The sequence below is a fragment of the uncultured Aquitalea sp. genome (assembly GCF_945957525.1).
Classification (GTDB): Bacteria; Pseudomonadota; Gammaproteobacteria; order Burkholderiales; family Chromobacteriaceae; genus Aquitalea.
The window spans coordinates 86451-109308 of the sequence record NZ_CAMFLA010000008.1; the positions used below are offsets into that span (position 1 = coordinate 86451).

The following is a 22858-nucleotide window of genomic DNA, read 5'->3' on the forward strand; positions in this document are numbered from 1 at the left end:
TCGGCTTGCTGATGGCGGAAGAGAATGGGAGTCGAACCCACCCGGGACCGCTGGCGGCCCCATCCGGTTTTGAAGACCGGCCGCCCCACCGGGGGCGAGTCTCTTCCTTTGGGAAGCCGGCAGTATACCGCGTCGCCGACCTCCGCCAAAGCTCAGGGTGCGGCTTGTTCCTGTTGGCCGAAGAGCAAGGCTTCCCGCAGGAAGTGCCGGTCGCCGGCTCGGCGGGTGAAGCCGCTGCGGTCAAAAAACTCCAGAATCTGGATGGCCAGTTTGCGTCCTGTGCCGATCTGGTTGCGGAAGCCGGCAGCATCCGCGTAACCGTGGCTTTGCGCCAGCTGACGGACGATGCTGGCCATGTGTGCCACGGCGGCGGAGTGCAGGTAGCGATCCGGCACAATGGCGCTGACATGCCCCAAGCGCGCGGCTTTTGTCAGCAGCGTTCTGGTTTCCTGCTCGTCCAGCGCAAGCGCGCTGGCTATATCCCTCACCCACAAGGCATCCTGCTGGCCTGCGAAGCAGGTTTCAACAGCCTGCCAGCGTGTCGATTCTTCCGTGGTGAAGCTGACGGAATGCTCCGGCAGATGCAGCCAGCCCCGGGTTTGTTTGAGCCGGCCTTCGGCCAACATGTCGTCAACCAGCCGGTTGAGGGTAGCGTCGGTTTCTTGCGGCAAGGCAAGACGGCGCAAGCGGCCGCGACTGGCGCCAAGTTGATCCGGCTGGTGCTGGTGCAATACGGCCAGTTTTTCCAGCAAGCGGTCTTGCATGGCGCGCCAGCGTGTCTGCTCGAAGAGCTGTTTGCCGGCCTGGATGAGGCCGGCTTCGTTTAGTTGCTGTTTCAGCTGCGGGTCGGTCAGTTGCAGCGCCCAGCCCAAGGTGTCGCATTCCAGGGTGTGGTCGGCGCTTTGTAGGCGCAAACGGGCGGCAGCGCCGCTGGCTGCGGCAAGCTGGCGCAGATAGTCGAGCCGTTCTGGCCGGCGCTTGCCGCGCACAGGCGGGTGCAGCTCTTGCACGGTGGCCGCGCCCAGCGTGTGCCGTGCGCTGGCGTCGCGCAGAATAATGCGGTCGCCTTCGGCCAACATCAATGGTTGCTCCAGCGCCAGTTCGGCCAGTACGGTTTGGTTGGGAGCAGCGTCTGACGATTCCAGCAGTGCGATGCGGCCGACGACATGACCTGCGGCGTGATGGACGTGCGCGCTTTGCCAGTGCGACAGGGTGCTCAATGTTTCCAGTTCGACGGTGAGCCGTAGCGACGGCGTGGGCGCCGTCTGTGAGAGCAAGCAATCGCCGCGTCTGATAGCGCTTTTTTCCACATCGCCGCTGATGTTAATCGCAAGCCGTTGTCCGGCGCGACCTTCGGCGGCGGCGGCATTTTGCGCATGCAGGCCCCGCACCCGCACTGGCCGGTTGTCCGGCGACAGAAAAAGCGTATCGCCAACTGCAACCTTGCCGGAGAGCGCCGTGCCGGTGACTACCAAGCCGGCGCCGCTGAGGGTAAAGGCGCGGTCGACGGCAAGGCGGAATCGTCCGCCGCGCTGTTCTTGATCATCGCTCAGCGCCGCCAGATGTTGCCGTAGCCCATCGATGCCGCTCCCCGACAGGCTGTCCACCACAAAACACGGCGCGTCTTGGTGGCGACTGCCTGTCAGCAGGGCGCGCAGGGCTACCTGCACCTGTTCAAGCTGATCCTGTCCGGCCCGGTCGGCTTTGGTGATGATCAGTGTCAGGCCGGGGATGCCCAGCAGGCGGATGATGTCCAGATGCTCGCGGGTTTGCGGCATGGGGCCGTCGTCGGCGGCCACTACCAGCAGGGCATGACGGATGCCGCCCATGCCAGCGAGCATGTTGCCGAGGAATTTTTCGTGCCCGGGCACGTCGATAAAACCCAGCGTGCGTCCATCGGGCAAGGGCAGGTAGGCATAGCCGAGGTCTATGGTCATGCCGCGCTTTTTTTCTTCCGGCAGCCGGTCGGCGTTTTGTCCGGTCAGCGCGTGCAGCAGGGTGGTTTTGCCGTGGTCTACATGGCCGGCGGTGGCGAAAATCATGGCGTCAGCGCGGCTCTTCCAGACCCACCGGGTCAATGTGGGTCATGACGTCCAGCACGTGGTGGCTGTCCATCACTCGCTTGCGAGCCGCCTCGGCAATATCGTGCGCCGCAAAGACATTAATGGAACCGTCCACTTCCAGATGCACGTCCACTTGAATGAGGTCGCCCATCTTGCGGGTGCGCAGATCGTGCAGGGAGGCGACACCGGGCGTGCCCAGCAAGGTTTGCCGAATGGCTTCGCTTTCTTCTTCGTCTGCCGCGCGGTCCATCAGGTCGTGCAGCGAATTCCAGGTAAAGCTCCAGCCCATCTTGGTGACCAGCAAACCGACAATCAGCGCGGCAATGGGGTCAAGAATGGGGTAACCCATCAGGTTGCCCACGATGCCGATGGCCACCACCAGCGAGGAGGCGGCATCGGAACGGGCATGCCATGCGTTGGCCACCAGCATGCTAGAGCGCACGCGCTCGGCGACGGCCAGCATGAAGCGGAATAGACCTTCCTTGGCCACCAGCGCGCCCAATGCAACCCACAGCGCGATACTGTGCACGGTGGGGATGGAGGCGGGGTCGTGGAATTTCACTGCCGCTGACCACAGCATGCCCACCCCGACAACCAGCAGCAGCATGCCCAGCACCAGCGAGGCGGCGTTTTCGTAGCGTTGATGGCCGTATTGATGATCGGCGTCGGGCGCTTTGCGGCTTTGATAGCCGGCCAGCAGCACGACGAAATCCGCTACCAGGTCCGACAGGGTGTGAATACCGTCGGCGATCAAGGCCTGGGATTTGGCGAAGACGCCGATGACCACTTGGGCAATGGACAGCAGCAGATTGACCCAGATGCTGACGATGATGCTGCGGCGCGCGGCTTTGTCCCGCGAGGCGGCATCGACGGTTTCTCGGTGGGCGGGGTGAGTGTGTGCAGTCATGTTTTTAATTATCGGCAATACGGGTTGATGGCGCAGTATGCCATAGCTGGCTTAAGTTTTTATTAATTGATGGTATTTTTTTGGTAAATAAAAACAATAACAAGAATGATCCGCAATCAGGGCTAGAAAGGCAGGGGGGGAGACAGGGGGGAGGCATGAAAAACGCCCGGCGAAAATGCCGGGCGGAAAGGGGCAGGTACACTTGAAAACATCGCCAGCGTCAGATTTCAGAGGCATCGAAATCCGAGCGCGCGCTGTCGAAAACAGCATAAACCCAAGCCCTGTCAGCGGATGTCAAGAAAGGTAAAACTGTGTTGGCAGCATGCCTTACTCGGTGGATTGGGCTGTGCCACAATGCGCTTTTTCCTGCGGAGCCCATGGTGGCGTTGTTTCTCAAGTCCCTGCTCGGCGCGCTGGCGGTGCTGCTCATCAGTGTGCTGTCCCGCAGCCGCAATTACTATATTGCCGGCCTGGTGCCCCTGTTTCCCACCTTTGCCCTGATCGCACACTGGATTGTCGGCAGCGAACGTTCGGCGCACGAGTTGAAAACCACCGTGCTGTTCGGCATGTGGTCGTTGATACCGTATTTTCTGTATTTGTTTACCGTGTACTGGCTGGCGGAGCGTCTGCCTTTGCCGCTAACGCTGGGCGCGGCCACGCTGGTGTGGGCGCTGGCGGCCCTGTGCCTGATTTTTGCCTGGGGACGGTGGCACGGCTAGGGTCGGGCGGTTGAGCTCTGGGCCTGCGGTGCCCGCGGATGCGCAGCCCGCTTGCGGCGGGCTGTCATGCAGGATCGGCTAAGCTAGTCGGTATCGCGCAGATTGCGCAGCAGCCCGTCTTCGTCTTCCATGCAACGCATGTCCAGCCACAGTTTGCCGTCGTTCAGGCGGCCGATGACCGGGCTAGGCCGCCGGCGCAATCTTTCGGCCAGCTTTTCCAGCGTGCCGCCGCGTCCATCCAGCGGCGCAATGGCGATCCCCCAGCTTGGCAGCCGGTCCACCGGTAAGGAGCCGCTGCCGATTTGCGACAGGCAGGGCGCGCTTTCCAGCTGGTATTCCGCCCCGGCGAAGGCTGCCAGCGCGGGGAGCAGACGTTCCGCCGTGGCGCGAATGGCGTCTTGCGCGCGGGTCAGGCGGCGCAACGTGGGCAAGTCTTCGGCCAACCTGTCCGGTTGCAGGTAGAGCCGCAAGGTGGCTTCCAGCGCGGCCAGCGTCATCTTGTCGCAGCGCAGGGCGCGTTTGAGCGGGTGCTTCTGAATTTTGTCTATCCACGCTTTGCGGCCGATGATGAGGCCGGCTTGCGGGCCGCCCAGCAGCTTGTCGCCGGAGAAGGTGATGAGGTCGATGCCGTCGGCGATCATCTTTTGCGGCATGGGTTCGGCCGGCAGGCCCCAGGCCGCCAGGTCGGTCAGCGCGCCGGAACCCAGATCGGTGGCGACCGGCAGTCCGCGCGCCCGCGCCAGCGTTGCCAGTTCGTTCTCGCTCACGCTGTGAGTGAAGCCCTCGATGCTGTAGTTGCTGGTGTGCACTTTCATCAGCAGGGCGGTGTCATCGGTAATGGCTTGCTCGTAGTCGCGCAGGTGGGTGCGGTTGGTGGCGCCCACTTCCACCAGTTTGCAGCCGGCCTGACGCATTACGTCCGGCATGCGGAAGGCGCCGCCGATTTCCACCAGCTCACCGCGGGAGACGATCACCTCGCGGCCGGCGGCCACGGTTGACAGTAGAATCAGCACCGCAGCAGCGTTGTTGTTGACCACGCAGGCGGCTTCCGCGCCGGTGATCTCGCGCAAGAGTTCGCTGACGGCGTTGTCGCGATGGCCGCGACCGGCATCGTCCACATCGTATTCCAGCGTCACGGCTTCGCGCATTGCCGCTTCCACGGCGGCAATGGCCTGTTCTGCCATGGGGGCGCGGCCCAGATTGGTGTGCAGTACGGTGCCGGTAAGGTTGTAGACCGGCCGCATTTTCAGGTGCTGGCGCGCACTGACTTTCTTGCTGGCCAGCCGTATCAGTTGTTCATCGTCCGCCCATGCCGGCAGGGCTTGGTGGTCGCGGATGTGGCGGCGGGCTTCGTCAAGGGTCTGGCGCACGGCTTCGGTAAGCGCCGCGCTGCCGTGGCGGTCGATGATGCGTTCGACAAGAGGATGGGCAAGCAGCCTGTCCACGGAGGGCAGGCGGCTGTACAGGGATCTGAGCGGCATGGAATGTTCAGTAGCGAGAGTATCGGTACAGCAGGTATAGCAAAGCCACAAGGAAGGCATTGCCCAGCAGCCAGCTTATCACATGACGTAAAAAGCCCAAGCGATTGGCCGGCAAGGGGCAGGGACGGCGGTGCAAGGCGCGATTGAGGCAGGACCAGCCGTCCACGGTGGAGTTGGCGATCTGTTCGGGCAAGGCCAGCAGCGGGGCGGAGCCGGTCTTCTCTTCAGGGCGAATCGACATTGTGAGCCTCCTTTCTGTGGCGGGGGACGCCGGGCGGCGACGCCTTTTTCAATATGATGCCGTAAAAATTTTTAACATATATTAATCATATGCTAGACGAGAATAGTGGGAAAAGGGATCGCGGCGAGCACAAATCGTATAATGCCGGCATGACAGAAAACCTGACGCCCCCCTTTGCCGGCCTGACGCCGGATACCCTGCTGGACGCGGTGGAATCCACCGGCTTGTGCGCTTCTGGCAGCCTGCTTGCGCTCAACAGTTACGAGAACCGTGTTTACCAGGTGGGCATGGAGGAAGGTCCGCCCATCGTGGCCAAGTTTTATCGGCCGGCGCGCTGGAGCGACACGCAAATCCTGGAAGAGCACGCTTTCAGTTTGCAGTTGGCCGAAAGGGAGATCCCGGTGGTGCCGCCGCTGACGCTGAATGGGGCCACGCTGCATCACAGCGGCGGCTATCGTTTCGCCTTGTTTCCCCGGCGCGGCGGCAGGGTGCCGGAGCTGGGCGACCCGGCCACGCTGGAGTGGATAGGACGCTTTCTGGGTCGCATTCATGCCCTGGGCGATACGGCGGCGTATGTGGCGCGGCCCACGCTGGATATCGCCAGTTTTGGCGAGGAGCCGCTGGCGTTCCTGATGTCCACCGCCACCTTGCCGCCCGAACTGAAAGAGGTGTACCGGGGAGTGGCGCAACAGGCGCTGGATGGCGTGCACCGCTGTTATGACCGCGCCGGCGCGCTGCGCATGCGTCGTCTGCATGGCGATTGTCATGTGGGCAACATGCTGTGGACGGATGATGGCCCACACTTTGTCGATTTTGACGATAGCCGCATGGGGCCGGCGGTACAGGATTTATGGATGCTGTTGTCGGGCGAGCGCGAGGAACGCGCCGGCCAGCTGGCGGATGTGCTGGCCGGCTACGAGGACTTCTGCGAGTTTGATCTGCGTGAGTTGCATCTGGTGGAGGCCTTGCGCACTTTGCGGCTGATCCACTACGGCGCCTGGCTGGCGCGTCGCTGGCATGACCCGGCCTTTCCGGCGGCGTTTCCCTGGTTTGCCGGCGGCCGCTTCTGGGAAGAGCAAATTCTGTCTTTGCGCGAGCAGATCGCACTGATGGATGAGCCACCGTTATGGCGCTTGCCCTGAGCCAAGACTCAGGCTTTGCGAGCGGGGCATGCCGGCTCGAAAAGGCGGCGGAAAGGCCCGCTTATCGGCAGACCTTTCTGAGCGGGGCTTAACTGCCTGAGGGCTCTTCCGTGCCTGAGGCGGGTGCGGTCGGTTCATGACGTTGCTGCATTCGTTCTTTCACCCAGCCGGTGAAATTGTCGGCCGGCATCGGTTTGGCAATGTAGTACCCCTGGCCCATCAGGCAGCCGCGGTGATGCATGAAATCGAGGTCGGTGGTGGTTTCGATGCCCTCGGCTACCGTGGTGAGCTGCATGCGGCTGGCCAATTCAATCACGCTGTTGAGAATGGCCTCCAGATGCGGTTTGTCGGCCACCGAGGTAACCAGCGACTGGTCGATCTTGAGCTCGGTGAAGGGGAAGCGCGTCAGCTGCTGCAAGGTAGCGAAGCCGGTGCCGAAGTCATCGATGGACAAGCCCATGCCGCCCAGCCGCAGCCGCGCGGCGATGCCGATGGCCTCCGCCAGATTTTCCGCAATGGCGGTTTCCGTGATTTCAAAAATGATGAAGCGCGGCGGCACATGGCTTTTGCGCAAGCGGCCTTCGATCTCGGAAATCAGGGTATTGCCCTTCAGCGATACCGCCGACAGGTTGATGGATAGCGGCAGGCGCAGCCCGCGCCGCGCCCAGTCCTGCCACTGCGCCAGACCGTGCTCCAGCATCTTCAGCGTCAGCTCCGTGGTCCAGCCATTGCTTTCGATCACCGGAATGAAGCGTGCTGGCGGGATGATGCCCTGTTCTGGATGCTTCCAGCGCGCCAGCATTTCAGCGCCTTTCAACAAGCCGCCGTGCAGACTGACCTTGGGCTGGTAGTAGGGGATGATGTGGCCTTCGTCCAGCGCTACGCGGATATCGGTTTCTTCGCACAGATCCAGCTCTTTCTCCTGCGCGCCGCTGATGGCGTAAAGCCGTTGCAGCAGGTCTTGCAGTTCAGCTGTTTTGAGTGGCTTTTTCAGCCCGCCAAGCACTGGCAGGCCCAGGCTGCGGCCCATCAGCTCGACAGTGGAAATCAGCAGGTAGTCCTTGCCTGAGGTGACGATGATGTGCGGCTGCAGGTTTTCCGCCGCCAGCTGCTGCATCACCTGTACACCGTCCACCTTGGGCATTTCCAGATCCAGCAACACCAGATGGGGCATTTGCTGACGGATCATGGATAGGCCTTCGTCGCCATTGGCGGCATGGCGGATGCTTTTGAATCCGATGTCGGCGCAGATATCGGCGGCCACCTGTCGGTGCAGGGCGCTGTCGTCGATGATCAGCACATCCTGTAGGTCGGCGAACTGCATAAAGTGCTCCTTGGTTTCCGGTCAGCGGCAGATGGCCTTGGTGATCATGTCCAGCGGCATCACTTCGTCGGCCGCGCCCAGCTTGATGGCTTCTTTCGGCATGCCAAACACCACGCAGCTGTCCTCATCCTGGGCGATGGTGTGTGCGCCCGCGTCGTGCATTTCCTTCAGGCCCTTGGCGCCGTCGTCGCCCATGCCGGTCATGATGACGCCGGTGGCGTTCTTGCCGGCGAACTTGGCGGCGGAGCGAAACAGCACGTCCACCGAGGGTTTGTGGCGGCTCACCAGCGGGCCGTCCACCACTTCCACCTGATAGAAAGCGCCGCTGCGTTTGATCATCATGTGCTTGCCGCCAGGAGCGATCAGCGCGCGGCCGGGCAGGATGCGGTCGCCGGTGGCGGCTTCTTTCACCTCGATCTCCGACAGCCGGTTGAGACGGTCGGCGAAGGAGGCGGTGAACTTCTCCGGCATGTGCTGCACGATGGCGAGGCCGGGGCAGGTGCGGGGCAATTTGGTGAGAATGGTTTCCAGCGCTTGCGTGCCGCCGGTGGAGGTGCCGATGGCGACGATGCGTTCGGTGGTCTGGAACATTTGTTGCCCGGTAGGCGCGGTCAGGATGGCGTCGGCCGACAGTTTGGGGCGGGTCTCGATCGGGGTGGCCGGCAGGCTGCGCACGCGCGACATGCGGGCGGCGGCCGCGCCGCGCACGGCTTGCACCAACAGGTTGTTGCTTTCTTGCAGGAACTGTTTCACCCCCGAAGTGGGCTTGGCGATCACTTCCACCGCGCCGGCGGCCAGCGCCTGCATGCTGATGTCGGTGCCTTTCTGGGTGAGCGATGAGCAGATGACTACCGGTGTGGGGTGGCTGCTCATCAATTGCTTGAGAAAGGTGATGCCGTCCATGCGCGGCATTTCCACGTCCAGCACGATAACGTCGGGCCAGCGCTGTTTCATCTTGTCCATGGCCACGATCGGGTCCATCGCCACGTCGCTTACCTGAATGTCGGAAGTGGCGCTGAAGACTTCCGTCAGTACTTGCCGCACCACGGCGGAATCATCGACGATCATTACCTTGATGGTCATGTTTTTTTCCTTGTTGTTTTCGAGGGCGCGGCTTCGGCCAACTCGCTCTCCTGCGATTGTTTGACCCAGACATCGCCCGACTCCACATCAAACAGCACCACGCGCGGGCTATTGCCGCCCAGGTCCTCCGCCTGTACCGACAAGCCCAACTGTTGCGCCAGAGAGCGCGCCATGTCGATGTTGCGCGCCGGCACGTCGTGGGCCGGCAGGTCGCGTTCTATGCTGGACAACACTGCTGCGCCGCCGATCAGCTTGGCCTTGAACTCCTTCAACGGGCGGCCGGTGGCCAGCACTTCGCGCAGCATCAGCAGCATGGCCTCGTCGCCGTAGCGGCCGGAAAACCGCGTTTCCTGCCGGTCGTTGCGGCGAGCCAGCAAGTAGTGGCACATGCCGCCCACCAGCAAACGCGGGTGCCACAGCGTGATGGATACGCAAGAGCCCAGCAGGGTGCGGATCACGGTTTCCCGCCCGCCGAAGTGCCAGTCTCCCGGATGCAGAAACACTTCCTGTCGTGTTGTCGTGTTCATCACGGTTTCCGGTAAACGCCGGGAGCCACCAGCTTCAGCTCCTCTTGCAGTCCGTAAAGGCTTTCCGAGTGGCTTACCACCAGAAAACCGCCGGAGGCTAACTGGGCAGTCGCCTGTCTCACCACCTTGTTCTTGGTGGCCGGGTCGAAATAAATCAGCACATTGCGCATGAAAATCACGCGGAAAGGCCCGATGGGCGGCAGCGGCTGATCTAGATTGATACAGCGGAACAACACGCGCTGCCGCAATGCCTTGCCGATCAGCATGCTGCCGGCCTGCTTCTCCACTCCCTTGAGGCAGTGGCGGCGCAAGCGCTCCTGTCCAATGCCGCCGCAACGCTCCAGGGCGTAGTGCCCGCGACGGGCCTGTTCCAGGCAGGCGAGGCTGACATCGCTGGCCAATACCTGCCAGGCGGTTTGGCCCGACAGGTTGTCAGCCAGCGTCATCGCCAGGCTCCATACTTCCTCGCCGGTGGATGCCGCCGCGCACCAGAGCGACAGCGGCGTGCCGGCGGGCCAGTCTTGCAGCAGGCTTTCCAGCCAGGCAAAGTGCGCGGGCTCCCGGAAAAACGATGTTTCGTGCGTGGTCAGCAGGTCGACTGCGATCTGCCGTTCCTGTTCTTCTTCCTGCTGGCGCAACACCTCGAAATAGTCTTCGTAACTGTCCAGGCTTCTTGCCCGCAGGCGCTTGCCCAGTCTTTGCATCAGCAGCGGCTTCTTGCTGGGCGGCAGATGGACGCCGGTGCGTTCGCGCATCCACAGGCTGAAGCGGGAGAAGGTGTCGTCGGTCAGCAGCACGGCGGCCAGTTCCAAATCTAGTCCATCATGCCCAGGCTGTCCGCCGGTTCTCGGCCGGCCTGTTGCGACAGCAGGGCCATTTCGTCTATCGACAAGGCCTTGTCGATATCCAGTACCACCACAAAGCCCTTGGCCGTGCGGGCCATGTGTTTGATGAAATCGGCTCGCAGGCGACTGCCAAAGGCCGGTGCGGGCAGCATGTCCACATCGGCGATGCCCAGCACCTCATGCACCACATCCACCAGCACCCCGATGTATTGGATCTGTTCTTCCGAGCGCACTTCGACGATGACGATGCAGCTGCGCCGGCCGGGCTGGGTGGGCGCGCGGGCCAGACGCTGCGCGAGGTCGATCACCGGCACGACCGTGCCGCGCAGGTTCATCACGCCACAGACGAAGGCGGGCATTTGCGGCACCGTGGTCAGGCGCGCGTATTCGAGGATCTCCTTGATGGAGAGGATGCCGATGGCAAAGCTTTCGCCTGCGGCCTGAAAGGTGAGGTACTGGCCGATGTCTGGCAGCAGGGCGTCAGAGGAAATCGACGGGCTCATGCGTCTCTCCTTGCTCGTGGTTTGCCGGATCAAGGCCGGCAAACAGGCTGTGCATGTCGTCCAGCGACAGCGCCCGCTCCACGCGCAACAGCACGGTAAAACCTTGCTCGCGCCGCGCCATGCCGGCGATGAAGTCTGCCGGCACATGACGCCCCAGCAGCGGGGCGGGTTCGATGGCGTCCTCGGCCACATCAATCACGGCATGCACTTCATCCACCAGTACGCCGATATCGCGGTTCTGCCCGGGCAGGGGCGCGTCGACAATCACAATGCAAGTGCGCCGCCGCACATCGGTGGCGCTCTGACCAAAGCACAGGGCCAGGTCGATGACCGGCACCACCGCGCCGCGCAGATTCAGCACCCCGCGCAGATAGGGGGGCATGCGCGGCACGGGGGTCAGGGGCTGGTATTCCAGAATTTCGCGCACGGCAAGAATGCTGATGCCGAAAGCGTCCTCGCCCAAGCGGAAGGTCAGGTACTGGCCTATCCTTTCGGCGGGGCCGGCGGCAGGTTGCGCTGCGGCCTGCTTGCGCCAGTAGTTGAGTGCGCCCATGGCTAGCCGTCCTAGAAGCGGATGAAGTCCGACTCGTCCAGCCCGCTCTGGCCCTGACTGTCCGGCACAAAGCGATGAGCGGCGTGCGAGGCGTGCATGCCGCCGTGACTGCCATGGCCGTGATGCGAGACGGGCGAGTAGCGGCGTTGGTCGCCCACGCGGAAGAAGGTCATCAGATCTTGCAGGTTTTCCGCCTGGCTGCTCATTTCTTCCGCCGTGGAGGCCAGTTCTTCGCTGGCGGAGGCGTTTTGCTGCGTGGTGTTGTTCAATTGCTGGATGGCGGCGTTGATCTGGCTGACGCCGCTGGCCTGCTCGTTGGAGGCGGCGGCGATTTCCTGCACCAGATCGGCGGTGCGCGAGCTGGAGCGCACCATTTCCTCCAGCAACCGGCCGGCCCGTTCGGCCAACCCTACGCTACCGCCGGCCACTGCGCTGATTTCCTGGGCGGCTATCTGGCTGCGTTCAGCCAGCTTGCGCACTTCCGCCGCGACAACGGCGAAGCCCTTGCCGTGTTCGCCGGCACGGGCGGCTTCGATGGCGGCGTTGAGCGCCAGCAGATTGGTCTGATAGGCAATATCGTCGACGATGCCGATCTTGTCGGCGATCTGGCGCATGGCCGATACGGTTTGCCGAACGGCTTCGCCGCCTTCTTCGGCTTCGCGCGCGGCTTTCAGGGCAATGCCTTCGGTGACGCGAGCGTTATCGTTGGTCTGGTTGATGGAGGAGGACATCTCCTCAATGGAGGAGGTGGTTTCCTCGATGCCGGCGGCGGATTCGCTGGCCGATTGCGACAGGGATTGCGAGGTGGCGTTGAGTTGTTGGGCGGCGGAGGAGAGGTTGTCCGCGCCGCTTTTCACCTCGCTCATGATGTTGCGCAGTTTTTCCACCATCTGCGCCACCGAGCTCATCATGCTGTCGCTGTCGCCATGCTTGAGCTGCAGCTGCAGCATCAGGTTGCCGGCAGCAATCTCATGCATGACTTCCGCCACATAGTGTGGTTCGCCCCCCAGCGTGCGCACCAGTCGGCGCGTGATCAGCACAGCAAGCGCAATGCCCAGCGCGATGGCTATGGCTGACAGGGCGATCATCACCAGCCGGGCCTGCTGGTAGGTGCGCATGGCGTCCTGCCGCGCTTGTTCGTTCATGCGCAGCTTGACGTCGTGCAGCGTATTGAGCAGGTCCACCAACCGGTTCATGGGCGCGATGACCTCGTTTTTCATCACCGTGGTGGCTTCCTCATTGTGGTTGGCCACGCCCAGCTTCTCTGCCTTGTCCATCACGGCGAAAGCACCCGGGCGCTGATTCAGCACCTGGCTCATCAGTTCGCGCTCGCGAGGCGAGGTTTTGGCCTCGTTCTGTATGCGGTAACTGAGCTCTTTCTCCGCATCCAGATAGCGCCGTTTGGCGTCGTTGTATTTCTCGTCGGCGCTGGCGATATCCTGGTTGTCCAGGAAAATGATCACGTTGCGATAGGCGATGCGCAGCTCCTGCGTGGTGGAGACCAGCGTGGCGGCCAAGCGCGCCTCCTCGTCGTTCACTTTCATGTCTTGCAGACCTTCGTCCACCAGACTGAAGCTGTAGGCAGCTGTCAGCACGCAGGCCAGCAGCAGGGCAATCAGGCTGGCGAAGCCCAGCCCGAGGCGGGCGGCCACGCCCATGGGTTTTCCGTTGCTCATGAGAGATTCCCCGATTGGCTGTCTTGTGTTGTTGTCGGTAGCGCCGGCGATGCGCGATGCGCTTGTTGTGTCAGCTCGCGATTGAGCGAGTAGTGCTCGGCTTCTTGCTGGGCGGCATGCTGGATCAGTGCCGGCACGTCCAGAATCAATGCCACGTCGCCGGTGCCCAGAATGGTGGAACCGCTGATGGCTTTGAGATGGCGGAACAGACTGCCCAGCGGTTTGATGACGGTCTGGAATTCGCCCTGCAGCGCATCCACCACCAGCCCCGCCTTGGCGTCGCCGCTTTTTACCACGACGATATTGCGTCGGCGGCCGGGCTCGCCCGGCAAATCGAGGAAGCGGCGCAGGTGCAAGAGCGGCAGCGCTTCGCCGCGCAGATCCAGACAATTCTTGCCGGCATCGGCGGCCAGCTCGGCCGGCAGCTCCATGCACTCGATAACGGTTTCCAGCGGGATGACGAAGGTGGAGCGACCGATTTCCACCAGAAAGCCATCGATGATGGCCAGCGTCAGCGGCAGACGCAGGCGGAAGGTGGTGCCCAGCCCGGCTTCGGTATCGATCTCCAGACTGCCGCGTAGCTGCTCGATGCTCTTTTTCACGACGTCTAGCCCGACGCCTCGCCCGGAAAGGTTGGTGACGATGGGGGCGGTGGAGAAACCCGGCTCAAAGATCAGCCGGTAGATGTCCTGTTCGGCCAACATGGCGTCCGGGCTTACCACGCCGCGTTCCACCGCCTTGGCCAGAATGCGCTCGCGCGAGAGCCCACCGCCGTCATCGGCCACTTCAATCACCACGCTGCCGGACTCATGGTAGGCGTTGAGCCATACGCGGCCTTCATCCGGTTTGCCGTTGGCGCGACGGGTTTCCAGCGATTCGATGCCGTGATCGATGGCGTTGCGCACGATGTGCATCAGCGGATCGCCCAGTTTTTCCACCATGGATTTGTCCAGCTCGGTTTCCGCCCCGGAAATCACCAGCTTGATCTGCTTGTTGAGTTCTTTCGATACATCGCGTACCACGCGCGGGAAGCGGCTGAAGATCTCGCCGATCTGCACCATGCGCATCGACAGTGTCTCGGCGCGGATCTGCTCGATGAGGTTGGCGATCACCATGGTGGATTCCACCAGCGGACTCTGCCCGGAGCGCCTGGCCATCAGGTTGGCGGCAGCGCCGGCGATCACTAGCTCGCCAATGAGGTTGATCAGGTTGTCGAGCTTGCCGGCTTCCACCTTGATAAACTTGTTGTCCATCGGTTTGGCGATGCCGCTGCGGGGCTCCGCTTGCGGTTTGGCGGTTTCCACGGGTTCGCCTGACGGGGTGTCTTGCGTCGCGGCGACCGGCGCGGTTTCCGTGGCGGCTAGCGCGGCTGGGGGCGGATCGCAGAGGATATCCGCCGATACGGGCAGCCCCCAGCCGCGCCACACTGCGATGATCTCGCGCCGTCCGGCGTCATCAAGGCCTTGCAGCGCTTTGTCGCAGCCCTCGGCCAGCTTGTCTGCCGGGGTGAGAAAAATGGCGCTGTCTTCGCGGGCGAATTCGAATACTTCGGATAGTTGCACTTCATCCACCGCAGTGGTGAACAAGGCTTCCAGCCACAAGTAGTTGGTTTCCGGGTCGTAGCTGCCGTCTTGCGGCAAACCCGGCATGAGCGCGGCGATTTGCGCCACGCTTCCCAGGGTGGCGAGATAGCGGATGAAGGATGCCGGATCCATGCCGTTGCGCAGCATGTCGGGGCCAAAACGCAAAGACAGCAACCATTGGCGCGGCTCCCCGGTTTCGGCGGCAGGCGGCTCATGTTCTTGGGCAAAGACGGTGTCGCCAACGGATGTCGGCGCGTGGTGTCGCGCCAGATAGTCGGCAATTTCGCTCAGCAGCTCGGCGCTGTTCTCACTTCCTTGCGGCGGCTGTCCGGCAATGACAGCAAGCTGCGCCTTGACGTGGTCGTGACAGCGCAGCAGCAGGCCGCTCAGTTCGTCGTTGAGGCTGATTTCATGGCTGCGCAGCAGATCCAGCAGGTTTTCCGCCTGATGGGTGAAGGCCACCATGTCATCCAGGCCGAACAGTCCGGCCGAGCCCTTGATGGTGTGCATGGCGCGAAACAGCGCGCCCAGCTGCTCGTCGTCGATGGTGTCCGCTTCGGCATCCAGCAGAATCCGCTCCATGTCATCCAGCAACTCGGCGGACTCTTGCAGGAAAATCTGCATGGCTTGTTCAAGATTCATGCGCGGCCTCCAGTTGCGGCAGCAAGCGGCCGAGTCCCATCAGCGCGACGAACTGACTGACGCCGGGGCTGGGCGCGGACATGCGCACGGTTTTGCCCCGCCGTTGCGCTTCTTGGGTCAGCCATACCAGCACCTGGGCGCAGGCGGTATCGAATTCGCCCACCTGCGACAGATCGAGCGTCAGGTCGTCGGTGGCGGCCAGCGCTTCGGCCAACCTCTGGCGCAACTGGCTAGCCGTGTAGATGTTGAGGTCGCCTTCCAGCGGCAGCGTGGTGGTCATGGCGCGTCTCAGGGCAGGATGAGTTTGCCGATGGTGGTCAGCAGCTGCGGCGGCTCGAAAGGCTTCACCAGCCAACCGCGCGCGCCGGCCTGCTGGCCGCGCTGCTTCATGTCCTGGCTGGCCTCGGTGGTCAGCATGATGACAGGGGTGAACTTGTAGTCGGGGTGTTGCTTGATGTGGCCAAGCAGGGTCAGTCCGTCCATCACTGGCATATTGACGTCAGACAGGATGAGATGGATCTTGCGGCCATCCAGCATGTCCAGCGCCTGCTGTCCGTCGGCGGCGGCAATCACTTCGTAGCCGGCTCCCTCCAGCGTCATTTTGACGACCAGCCGCAGGCTGTAGGAATCGTCGACGATGAGGATGGTTTTGGCCATGGACACTCTCCCGGTATTCGCTGTTTGCCAGAGACGACGCATGCGCGGCGCCGGGAGGTGGATGCCGGCAGTGCTGTCTTGCCTGCCGGTCGGTTACGTCAATGCCATTTGTAGGCAATTGCTTGGCAATAGTCTGAAATTTCACAACCCCCCGTCTTGTTTGTAGTTGCTCGTCATTGAGGATGCAAATAAGCGGGGGTGAAAGAGTTGGCTTTATTTATTACAACTGTTGTCAGGTTGATAAACGGTTCATTCAAAAAGACAGCGGCAGACATGAAAAAAGCCGGCGAAGGCCGGCTTGGACAGAAGCGGGATCATTCAGCCTGGGAACAGCAAGGGGTTGAGTCCGCTGCGGAAGAAACCTTCCTCCTCGATGCGGGCATCCAGCGGCAGACTAGCCAGATCATCCGCCACCGGGTCGGCCTCGCGGTCCTTGTCCAGGTAGATGATCTTCAGATAACCATGGCAATCACCGCAGGTTTCCGCCCTGACAGCGGCTTCCTTGTCGTCCAGCGTCCAGTAACCGAGGTCTTTCGACGACTCGCAATTGCTGCAGGTGGAGCGCACCAGATGCCAGTCGCTTTCGCACAGGCTGCAATGCAAGTAACGCAAACCGCTTTCCGCGCCCTGGCGCACCACGCTGGCTACTGGCGAGCTGCCGCACACCGGGCACAGGTGACGGGCGCTGTCGGGTTCCGCAACCGCGTGGATGTGCAATTGGCTGGCCAACTGGCTGAAGTACACCGACAAGGCGGCCCAGATGAAGGGCGCGCGATCGGCGCCCACCGCGGCCCACTCGCCGTTCAGCAGTTGCTGCGCCTGGCGCTCCAGCATCTCGGCGGGCTCTTCGGCCAACAGGTGCGCCACGATGGCGGCTGGGCCTTGCATGCTTTGCCCAAGCTGGTCGCACAGGTCGCGCAGCATGTGTTGCCAGACCGGGTCGCGCGGCCAGGCCTGCGCGCCCAGCGGCGGCAAGCCATGTTCGGCGCATTGGCGGAAGTAGTCGTCGCGAGCAGGCAGGGCAACAGTGTGACGCGTTGCCACATCGGCTTGCGCTGTCACCAGCGCTGCGGCAAAACGCAGGAAGGCCTCCATCGGATGGCCAACCGCCAACGCGCCAAGACGGGCGGCGCGCTGGCGATACAGGCCGCCGGAGGCCGGCAGCAGCAAGGGCGCAATGTCCAGGCTGCTGGCCTGCCGCGTGTCGCCGAGACTGTCGGCGGGCACGATACGGATGCTCATGGCTTGTTCTTGCCCTCCGTCATTTCACGATACCAACGCGGATGATGCTTCTTTGCCCAGGCATGCGTGACCACGCCTTCCACCATCGCGCGAATGGTGCCGCGCACCCACAGGGCCGCATACACGTGCACGATGATGCCGGCGATCAGCGCCAGCGCGCTCCAGGCATGCAGCAGCAAGGCGACGCGGATCAGCGGGATGGGGAAGTAATAGGCAAAGTAGGGCCGCCAGATGACGATGCCGGTGCAGATGAGCACCAGCAAGCAGCCGGTCATCATCCAGAACATCGCCTTCTGCCCGCCGTTGTACTTGCCGATATCGCCCACCTCATGACCAGCCAGCACCGTCTTCACGGACTTCATCCACTTGATGTCTTCCTTGTCGATGAAGTTGTGATGCCAGTAGCGCAGGAACTGGCGGGCAAAGCCGAGGAACATCAGCACGCCCACGAAGGGATGTACGATGCGTGCCAGCTGCGGTGTGCCGAACACGCCCGTCAGCCAGAAGAAGGCCGGGTAGAAGAAGGCCAGGCCGGAAATGGCCAGCAACACGAAACACACAGCCACAATCCAGTGGTTGATGCGTTCCGCGGCGCTATAGCGCTTTATCAGCTTTTCCTTGCTCATGCCTTTTCCTCCTCGTCTTCTTCAGCCTTGTTGGGGCCGACGCCGATGTAGTGGAAGAAGCCGAATAGCACCGATGCGGCCAGACCGATGGTGGAGAGCGGCTTGAGGATGCCTTTCCACAGGTTGACCACCGGGCTGATTTCCGGGTCCTTCTTCAGCCCGTGATACAGCTCGGGCTGATCGGCGTGGTGCAGCACGTACATCACGTGCGTACCGCCCACCCCAGCCGGATCGTACAGACCGGCCTGGTCGAAACCGCGGGTTTTCAGCTCGCCCACGCGCTCGGCGGCGTACTCCTTCATCGCTTCCTTGCTACCGAAGCGGATGGCGCCGGTGGGGCAGGTTTTCACGCAGGCCGGTTCCTGTCCCACGCTCACTCGGTCGGAACACAAAGTGCACTTGTAGGCCTTGTTGTCCTTGGCGTTGATGCGCGGAACATTGAACGGACAGCCCGAGATGCAGTAGCCGCAGCCGATGCAGTGCTCTGACTGGAAGTCCACGATGCCGTTGGCGTACTGGATGATGGCGCCCGGCGACGGACAGGCCTTCAGGCAGCCGGGGTCGGCGCAGTGCATGCAGCCGTCCTTGCGGATCAACCATTCCAGCTTGCCGTTCTGCTCCACTTCGCTGTAGCGCATCACGGTCCAGCTTTCGGCGGTCAGGTCCGCAGGGTTGTCGTAGACGCCGACATTGCTGCCGATCTCGTCCCGCAGGTCGTTCCATTCCGAACACGCCACCTGGCAGGCCTTGCAGCCGATGCAGGTGGTGACGTCGATCAGCTTGGCCACTTCCTCCTTGTGCTCGCGCGCAATGGGAGGCTGGGTGGGGCTGGCGGAGCGACGCAGGATATCTTGCGATTGCAGTGACATGGCCGCTCCTTAGGCTTTCTCAACGTTGACAAGGAAGGACTTGAATTCCGGCGTCTGGGTGTTGGCGTCGCCGACGAACGGCGTCAGCGTATTGGCGATAAAGCCTTTCTTGGCCACGCCCTCATAGCCCCAGTGAATCGGAATGCCCACGTGATGCACTTTCTTGCCGTTGATGTTGAGCGCCTTGATGCGCTTGGTCACCACGGCCTTGGCCTTGATGTAGCCCCGTTTGGAGGACACCTTGACCATGTCGCCGTGCGCAATGCCTTTCTCCTGCGCCAACTCCTCGCCGATTTCCACGAACTGTTCCGGCTGCATGATGGCGTTGAGGCGTGCATGCTTGGTCCAGTAGTGGAAGTGCTCGGTCAGGCGGTAGGTGGTGGCCGCGTACGGGAAGTCCTCGTGCTTGCCCATTTGCTCCTTGTCGCCCTTGAACAGACGGGCGGCCGGATTCGATACCACTTTGGGATGCAGCGGGTTGGTGCCCAGCGGCGTCTCGAAGGGTTCGTAATGCTCGGGGAAGGGGCCTTCGGCCATCTTGTCCAACGCAAACAGACGCCCCAGACCTTCAGGCTGCATGATGAACGGCGCCATGGCGGTGCCCGGCGGTTCGTCGGCCTTGAAGTCCGGCACGTCCACGCCGCCCCACTTCTCGCCGTTCCACTTGATCAGCGTGCGGGCTTTGTCCCATGGCGTGCCGTCCGGTTTGCAGGAAGCGCGGTTGTACAGGATGCGGCGGTTGGCCGGCCACGCCCAGGCCCAGCCCAGCGTATTGCCCAGGCCGGAGGGGTCGCTGTTGTCGCGGCGAGCCATCTGGTTGCCGGCCTGCGTCCAGCTGCCGGCGAAGATCCAGCAACCAGAGGCCGTTGAGCCGTCGGCCTGCAGCAAGGCGAATCCGGGCAGCAGTTCGCCTTTCTTCGCCAAGAACTGGCCGGGGTTTTTCGGATCGGGCAGATCTGCCAGCGCCTTGCCGTTGAGCTCCTTGGCCAGTTCTTCCGGCTTGGGTTCGTGCGGTTCGCCATAAGCCCAAGACAGGCTGTTGATGGCGTCCGGAAACTTGCCGCCGTCCTTGGCGTACAGCGCCTTGAGTTTGAGGAAGATGCCGGCGAGGATTTGCGGGTCGGTAATGGCCTGGCCCGGCGGTTCCGCGCCCTTCCAGTGCCATTGCAGCCAGCGGCCGGAGTTGACGATGGCGCCGTCTTCTTCGGCGAAGCAGGTGGTGGGTAGACGGAAGACTTCGGTCTTGATGTCGGCCGTCTTGACGTCGTTTTGCTCGCCGTGATTTTTCCAGAAGGTGGAGGTTTCCGTTGCCAGCGGGTCCATGATCACCAGGAATTTCAGCTTGGAGAGCGACTCCACTACCTTGTTCTTGTTGGGGAAGGAGGCAACCGGATTGAAGCCCTGGCAGAAATAGCCGTTCACCTTGCCCTGGTGCATCAACTCGAAGTACTGCAGGACGTCATAGCCTTTGTCCCACTTCGGTAGCAGGTCGTAGCCCCAGTTGTTGTCGGCCGTGGCTTTGTCGCCCCACATGGCCTTCATCATCGAGACGAAGAACTTGGGGTAATTCTGCCAATAGTTCATCTGGCCTTCGGCCAACGGCTTGCTGGTGTATTTGTCCAGATAGGCCTGCAGCGTCGGCTCTTTTTCCGAGGGCATGGTCATATAGCCCGGCAGGCTGGTGGACAGCAGGCCGAGGTCGGTGAGCCCCTGGATGTTGGAGTGTCCGCGCAGGGCGTTGATGCCGCCGCCGGCCATGCCCATATTGCCCAGTAGCAGCTGGATCATGGCCATGGTGCGGATGTTCTGCGCGCCGATGGAGTGCTGGGTCCAGCCCAGTGCGTACAGGAAAGACGTGGTTTTGTCCGGCGCGCTGGTTTCCGCTAGGTGCTCGCAGATGGCCTTGAATGCGTCCTTGGGTGTACCGCAGATGGTTTCCACCATTTCCGGCGTATAGCGCGCCACATGGGCTTTCAGCAGGTTGATCACACAGCGGGGATCGCTGAGAGTGTCGTCGCGCTTGGCGATGCCCTTTTCATCCAGCTGGTAGGTCCAGGTGGATTTGTCGTAACTGCGTTTTTCTGCGTTGTAACCGCTAAACAAGCCGTCGTCGAACTTGAAGTCCGGATTCACCAGCAGCGCGGCGTTGGTGTAGGCGAGCGTGTATTCCTTGTTGTACTTGCCGGTTTCCAGCAAATAGCGGATCACGCCGGACAGCAAAGTGATGTCCGTGCCGGTGCGAATGGGCGCGTAAAAGTCCGCCACAGAGGCGGTGCGGGTAAAGCGAGGGTCGATGACCAGCAGCTTGGCTTTATTGCGGGTCTTGGCCTCAATGGCCCAGCGGAACCCTACCGGGTGCGCTTCCGCCGCGTTGCCGCCCATCACGATGATGAGATTGGCGTTCTTGATGTCGACCCAATGGTTTGTCATGGCACCGCGACCAAATGTTGGGGCAAGACTTGCCACCGTTGGTCCGTGTCATACACGCGCCTGATTGTCCACAGCCAGCATGCCCAGGCTGCGGGTGAATTTGTGGGTCAGCCAGCCTGCTTCGTTGCTGGAGGCCGAGGCCGCGAGAAAACCGGTGCTGAGCCAGCGGTTGACGGTAACACCGTCCGCGTTTTTCTCGATGAAGTTGGCGTCGCGGTCTGTTTTGACGTGACGGGCGATACGATCGAAGGCCTCATCCCAGCTGATGCGTTTCCATTCATTGGAACCGGCTTCGCGCACTTCCGGGTATTTGAGGCGATTGGGACTGTGGATGAAATCCACCAGGCCTGCGCCTTTCGGACAGAGCGCGCCGCGGTTTACCGGGTGGTCCGGATCGCCTTCGATGTGGAAAATGTCGGACTTGGCGTTTTTCGCGCCGTCCCCCAGGCTGTACATCAAAATGCCACAGCCGACCGAACAGTACGGACAGGTATTGCGGGTTTCACTGGCGCGCATCAGCTTGTAGCTGCGCACGTCTGCCAGCGCCTTTTCAGGCAGAAAACCCAGAGTCGCAATAGTGGAACCTGCCATACCGCCGGCGCAGAGCTTGAAGAACTGCCGCCGATTGACCTGCATGGTGTCTCCTGCGTTATGGGGATGAAACTGATGAGAAAGCCGCCCGGTGCCACGACTCGGCCTTGGCGGCCGGCAATGGCGGGGCGGAATCCTTGCGGGCTATTATCTTGTCTCCCTCACTGGCTATTATTGCCAAGCAAGCAAGCTATTACCAATAGCTTCTGACAAAGCCACTTGTTTAAAAAAGCAATTGATGACCGAACCTGATAAGACATGCTGGCCCGTGGCGAGTTCCGCCTCTCTGCAGCACTGGCGACAAGACACTGCTGTTGCCGCTGCGCAAGACCTGCTAGCCTGCGAAACCGGCGTAGCGCTGGTGTACAACGGCATCGCTCATGTGGTGATGATGGCCACGCCGGCTGATTTGGAAGATTTCGCGCTGGGTTTCACCTTGGCCGAAGGCATTGCCAGGCAGCCGGGGGATATTTTCGATATCGAAATCCGGCCGGTGGCCAGCGGCATCGAGGTGCATGTCGAGTTGGCATCTTCCTGTTTCAGCGCTTTGAAAGAAAGAAGGCGTCAACTGGCAGGGCGGACGGGCTGTGGTTTGTGCGGCGTCGAGCAACTGGCGGAAGTGTTTCGTCCGCTGCCGGCATTGCCGTTTACCGCCAGCATCGACATGCGCGCCATCAGCCAGGCGCTGAGCGACCTGCCGCTTCGGCAAACCCTGGCGGAGCAGACCGGTTGCACCCACGCCGCTGCGTGGCTGACCGCGGGCGGCGAGCTGGCCACCGTGCGCGAGGATGTCGGCCGTCACGTGGCGCTGGACAAGCTGATTGGTTGGCGCAGCAAGGCTGATGCCGGCGCCGGAGCCGCGCTGGTGACCAGCCGCGCCAGCTATGAAATGGTGCAAAAGGCCGTGGCCGCCGGCATAGAAATACTGGCTGCGGTTTCCGCGCCCACGGCGCTGGCGGTGGAGATGGCCGAGCGTTACGGGTTGACGCTGATCGGTTTTGCCCGCCCCGGCCGCGCCAATATTTATACCTGTCCTGAGCGTATTGACTTGGGTTGACTTGTTTGGGCGCGCTTGTTTGTGTGCTTGCAAAGACTGGTTGATGTTGGCAATGACTTGCCAAAGAAGGGGAGTCGAGCGCGGGGATGCTGCATTG

The 22858-nt window shown here is 62.1% G+C and carries 21 protein-coding genes and 1 tRNA gene; 3 read left to right on the forward strand and 19 right to left on the reverse strand.

What is annotated here, in order from left to right; translation table 11 throughout:
• Positions 1–12: 12 nt before the first annotated feature.
• From Q0P52_RS09565 to Q0P52_RS09575, 3 genes are all read right to left on the reverse strand, one after another.
• Positions 13–107 (reverse strand) — tRNA-Sec (locus Q0P52_RS09565).
• 45 nt (positions 108–152) lie between these two features.
• Positions 153–2042 (reverse strand): selenocysteine-specific translation elongation factor, encoded by a 1890-nt coding sequence (selB, locus tag Q0P52_RS09570; RefSeq protein ID WP_293761198.1) that lies wholly within the window; start codon positions 2040–2042, stop codon positions 153–155.
• A 4-nt stretch (positions 2043–2046) separates the two neighbouring features.
• A complete protein-coding gene (locus tag Q0P52_RS09575; RefSeq protein ID WP_293761201.1) occupies positions 2047–2970 on the reverse strand; it encodes a cation diffusion facilitator family transporter in 924 nt (307 codons plus the stop codon).
• 377 nt (positions 2971–3347) lie between these two features.
• Between Q0P52_RS09575 and Q0P52_RS09580 the strand changes: the two genes are divergently transcribed.
• On the forward strand, positions 3348–3689 hold the full coding sequence (locus tag Q0P52_RS09580; RefSeq protein ID WP_293761204.1) for a GlpM family protein: 342 nt from the start codon (positions 3348–3350) through the stop codon (positions 3687–3689).
• Between the two features lie 83 nt (positions 3690–3772).
• Here Q0P52_RS09580 and selA read toward each other — a convergent pair whose 3' ends face one another.
• Positions 3773–5170 (reverse strand): L-seryl-tRNA(Sec) selenium transferase, encoded by a 1398-nt coding sequence (selA, locus tag Q0P52_RS09585; protein ID WP_293761207.1) that lies wholly within the window; start codon positions 5168–5170, stop codon positions 3773–3775.
• 7 nt (positions 5171–5177) lie between these two features.
• On the reverse strand, positions 5178–5411 hold the full coding sequence (locus Q0P52_RS09590; RefSeq protein ID WP_293761210.1) for a hypothetical protein: 234 nt from the start codon (positions 5409–5411) through the stop codon (positions 5178–5180).
• Between the two features lie 149 nt (positions 5412–5560).
• Here Q0P52_RS09590 and Q0P52_RS09595 point away from each other — a divergent pair, with 149 nt between their 5' ends.
• The gene (locus Q0P52_RS09595) at positions 5561–6553 is read left to right on the forward strand and encodes a serine/threonine protein kinase (protein ID WP_293761214.1); all 993 of its coding nucleotides are present in this window, start codon (positions 5561–5563) and stop codon (positions 6551–6553) included.
• A gap of 88 nt (positions 6554–6641) precedes the next feature.
• On the opposite strand, the gene Q0P52_RS09600 is transcribed toward Q0P52_RS09595, so the two are convergent.
• The 14 genes from Q0P52_RS09600 to fdnG all read right to left on the reverse strand — a co-directional run bounded on the left by Q0P52_RS09600 (position 6642) and on the right by fdnG (position 21749).
• Positions 6642–7877, reverse strand: a complete 1236-nt coding sequence (locus Q0P52_RS09600; protein WP_293761217.1) for an EAL domain-containing response regulator — start codon at positions 7875–7877, stop codon at positions 6642–6644.
• Between the two features lie 21 nt (positions 7878–7898).
• Positions 7899–8960: a chemotaxis response regulator protein-glutamate methylesterase gene (locus tag Q0P52_RS09605; protein WP_293761220.1), complete on the reverse strand. Its 1062-nt coding sequence runs from the start codon at positions 8958–8960 to the stop codon at positions 7899–7901.
• Positions 8957–9487 carry a chemotaxis protein CheD gene (locus Q0P52_RS09610; RefSeq protein ID WP_293761223.1) on the reverse strand — a complete coding sequence of 177 codons (531 nt, stop codon included), beginning with the start codon at positions 9485–9487 and terminating at the stop codon, positions 8957–8959. The genes Q0P52_RS09605 and Q0P52_RS09610 overlap by 4 nt, the downstream gene beginning before the upstream one ends.
• On the reverse strand, positions 9487–10299 hold the full coding sequence (locus Q0P52_RS09615; protein ID WP_293761226.1) for a CheR family methyltransferase: 813 nt from the start codon (positions 10297–10299) through the stop codon (positions 9487–9489). Before Q0P52_RS09615 ends, Q0P52_RS09610 begins: the two co-directional genes overlap by 1 nt.
• A 2-nt stretch (positions 10300–10301) precedes the next feature.
• The gene (locus tag Q0P52_RS09620) at positions 10302–10835 is read right to left on the reverse strand and encodes a chemotaxis protein CheW (protein ID WP_293761229.1); all 534 of its coding nucleotides are present in this window, start codon (positions 10833–10835) and stop codon (positions 10302–10304) included.
• Positions 10813–11388, reverse strand: a complete 576-nt coding sequence (locus Q0P52_RS09625; RefSeq protein ID WP_293761232.1) for a chemotaxis protein CheW — start codon at positions 11386–11388, stop codon at positions 10813–10815. Before Q0P52_RS09625 ends, Q0P52_RS09620 begins: the two co-directional genes overlap by 23 nt.
• Before the next feature lie 11 nt (positions 11389–11399).
• Positions 11400–13064 (reverse strand): methyl-accepting chemotaxis protein, encoded by a 1665-nt coding sequence (locus Q0P52_RS09630; protein WP_293761235.1) that lies wholly within the window; start codon positions 13062–13064, stop codon positions 11400–11402.
• The gene (locus Q0P52_RS09635; protein ID WP_293761238.1) at positions 13061–15289 is read right to left on the reverse strand and encodes a chemotaxis protein CheA; all 2229 of its coding nucleotides are present in this window, start codon (positions 15287–15289) and stop codon (positions 13061–13063) included. The genes Q0P52_RS09630 and Q0P52_RS09635 overlap by 4 nt, the downstream gene beginning before the upstream one ends.
• On the reverse strand, positions 15279–15569 hold the full coding sequence (locus tag Q0P52_RS09640) for an STAS domain-containing protein (protein ID WP_293761241.1): 291 nt from the start codon (positions 15567–15569) through the stop codon (positions 15279–15281). Before Q0P52_RS09640 ends, Q0P52_RS09635 begins: the two co-directional genes overlap by 11 nt.
• Positions 15570–15577: 8 nt before the next feature.
• The gene (locus tag Q0P52_RS09645) at positions 15578–15946 is read right to left on the reverse strand and encodes a response regulator (RefSeq protein WP_293761243.1); all 369 of its coding nucleotides are present in this window, start codon (positions 15944–15946) and stop codon (positions 15578–15580) included.
• A 318-nt stretch (positions 15947–16264) separates the two neighbouring features.
• Entirely contained in the window at positions 16265–17188 is a 924-nt protein-coding gene (fdhE, locus tag Q0P52_RS09650) for a formate dehydrogenase accessory protein FdhE (RefSeq protein WP_293761246.1), read from the reverse strand.
• Positions 17185–17814: a formate dehydrogenase subunit gamma gene (locus Q0P52_RS09655; protein WP_293761248.1), complete on the reverse strand. Its 630-nt coding sequence runs from the start codon at positions 17812–17814 to the stop codon at positions 17185–17187. Before Q0P52_RS09655 ends, fdhE begins: the two co-directional genes overlap by 4 nt.
• Positions 17811–18683: a formate dehydrogenase subunit beta gene (gene fdxH, locus Q0P52_RS09660; RefSeq protein WP_293761251.1), complete on the reverse strand. Its 873-nt coding sequence runs from the start codon at positions 18681–18683 to the stop codon at positions 17811–17813. Before fdxH ends, Q0P52_RS09655 begins: the two co-directional genes overlap by 4 nt.
• Positions 18684–18692: 9 nt before the next feature.
• Positions 18693–21749, reverse strand: coding sequence for a formate dehydrogenase-N subunit alpha (gene fdnG, locus Q0P52_RS09665; RefSeq protein ID WP_293761254.1), 3057 nt, complete (start codon positions 21747–21749; stop codon positions 18693–18695).
• 193 nt (positions 21750–21942) lie between these two features.
• Between fdnG and fdhD the strand changes: the two genes are divergently transcribed.
• Entirely contained in the window at positions 21943–22761 is an 819-nt protein-coding gene (gene fdhD, locus Q0P52_RS09670) for a formate dehydrogenase accessory sulfurtransferase FdhD (RefSeq protein WP_293761257.1), read from the forward strand.
• Positions 22762–22858: the final 97 nt, after the last annotated feature.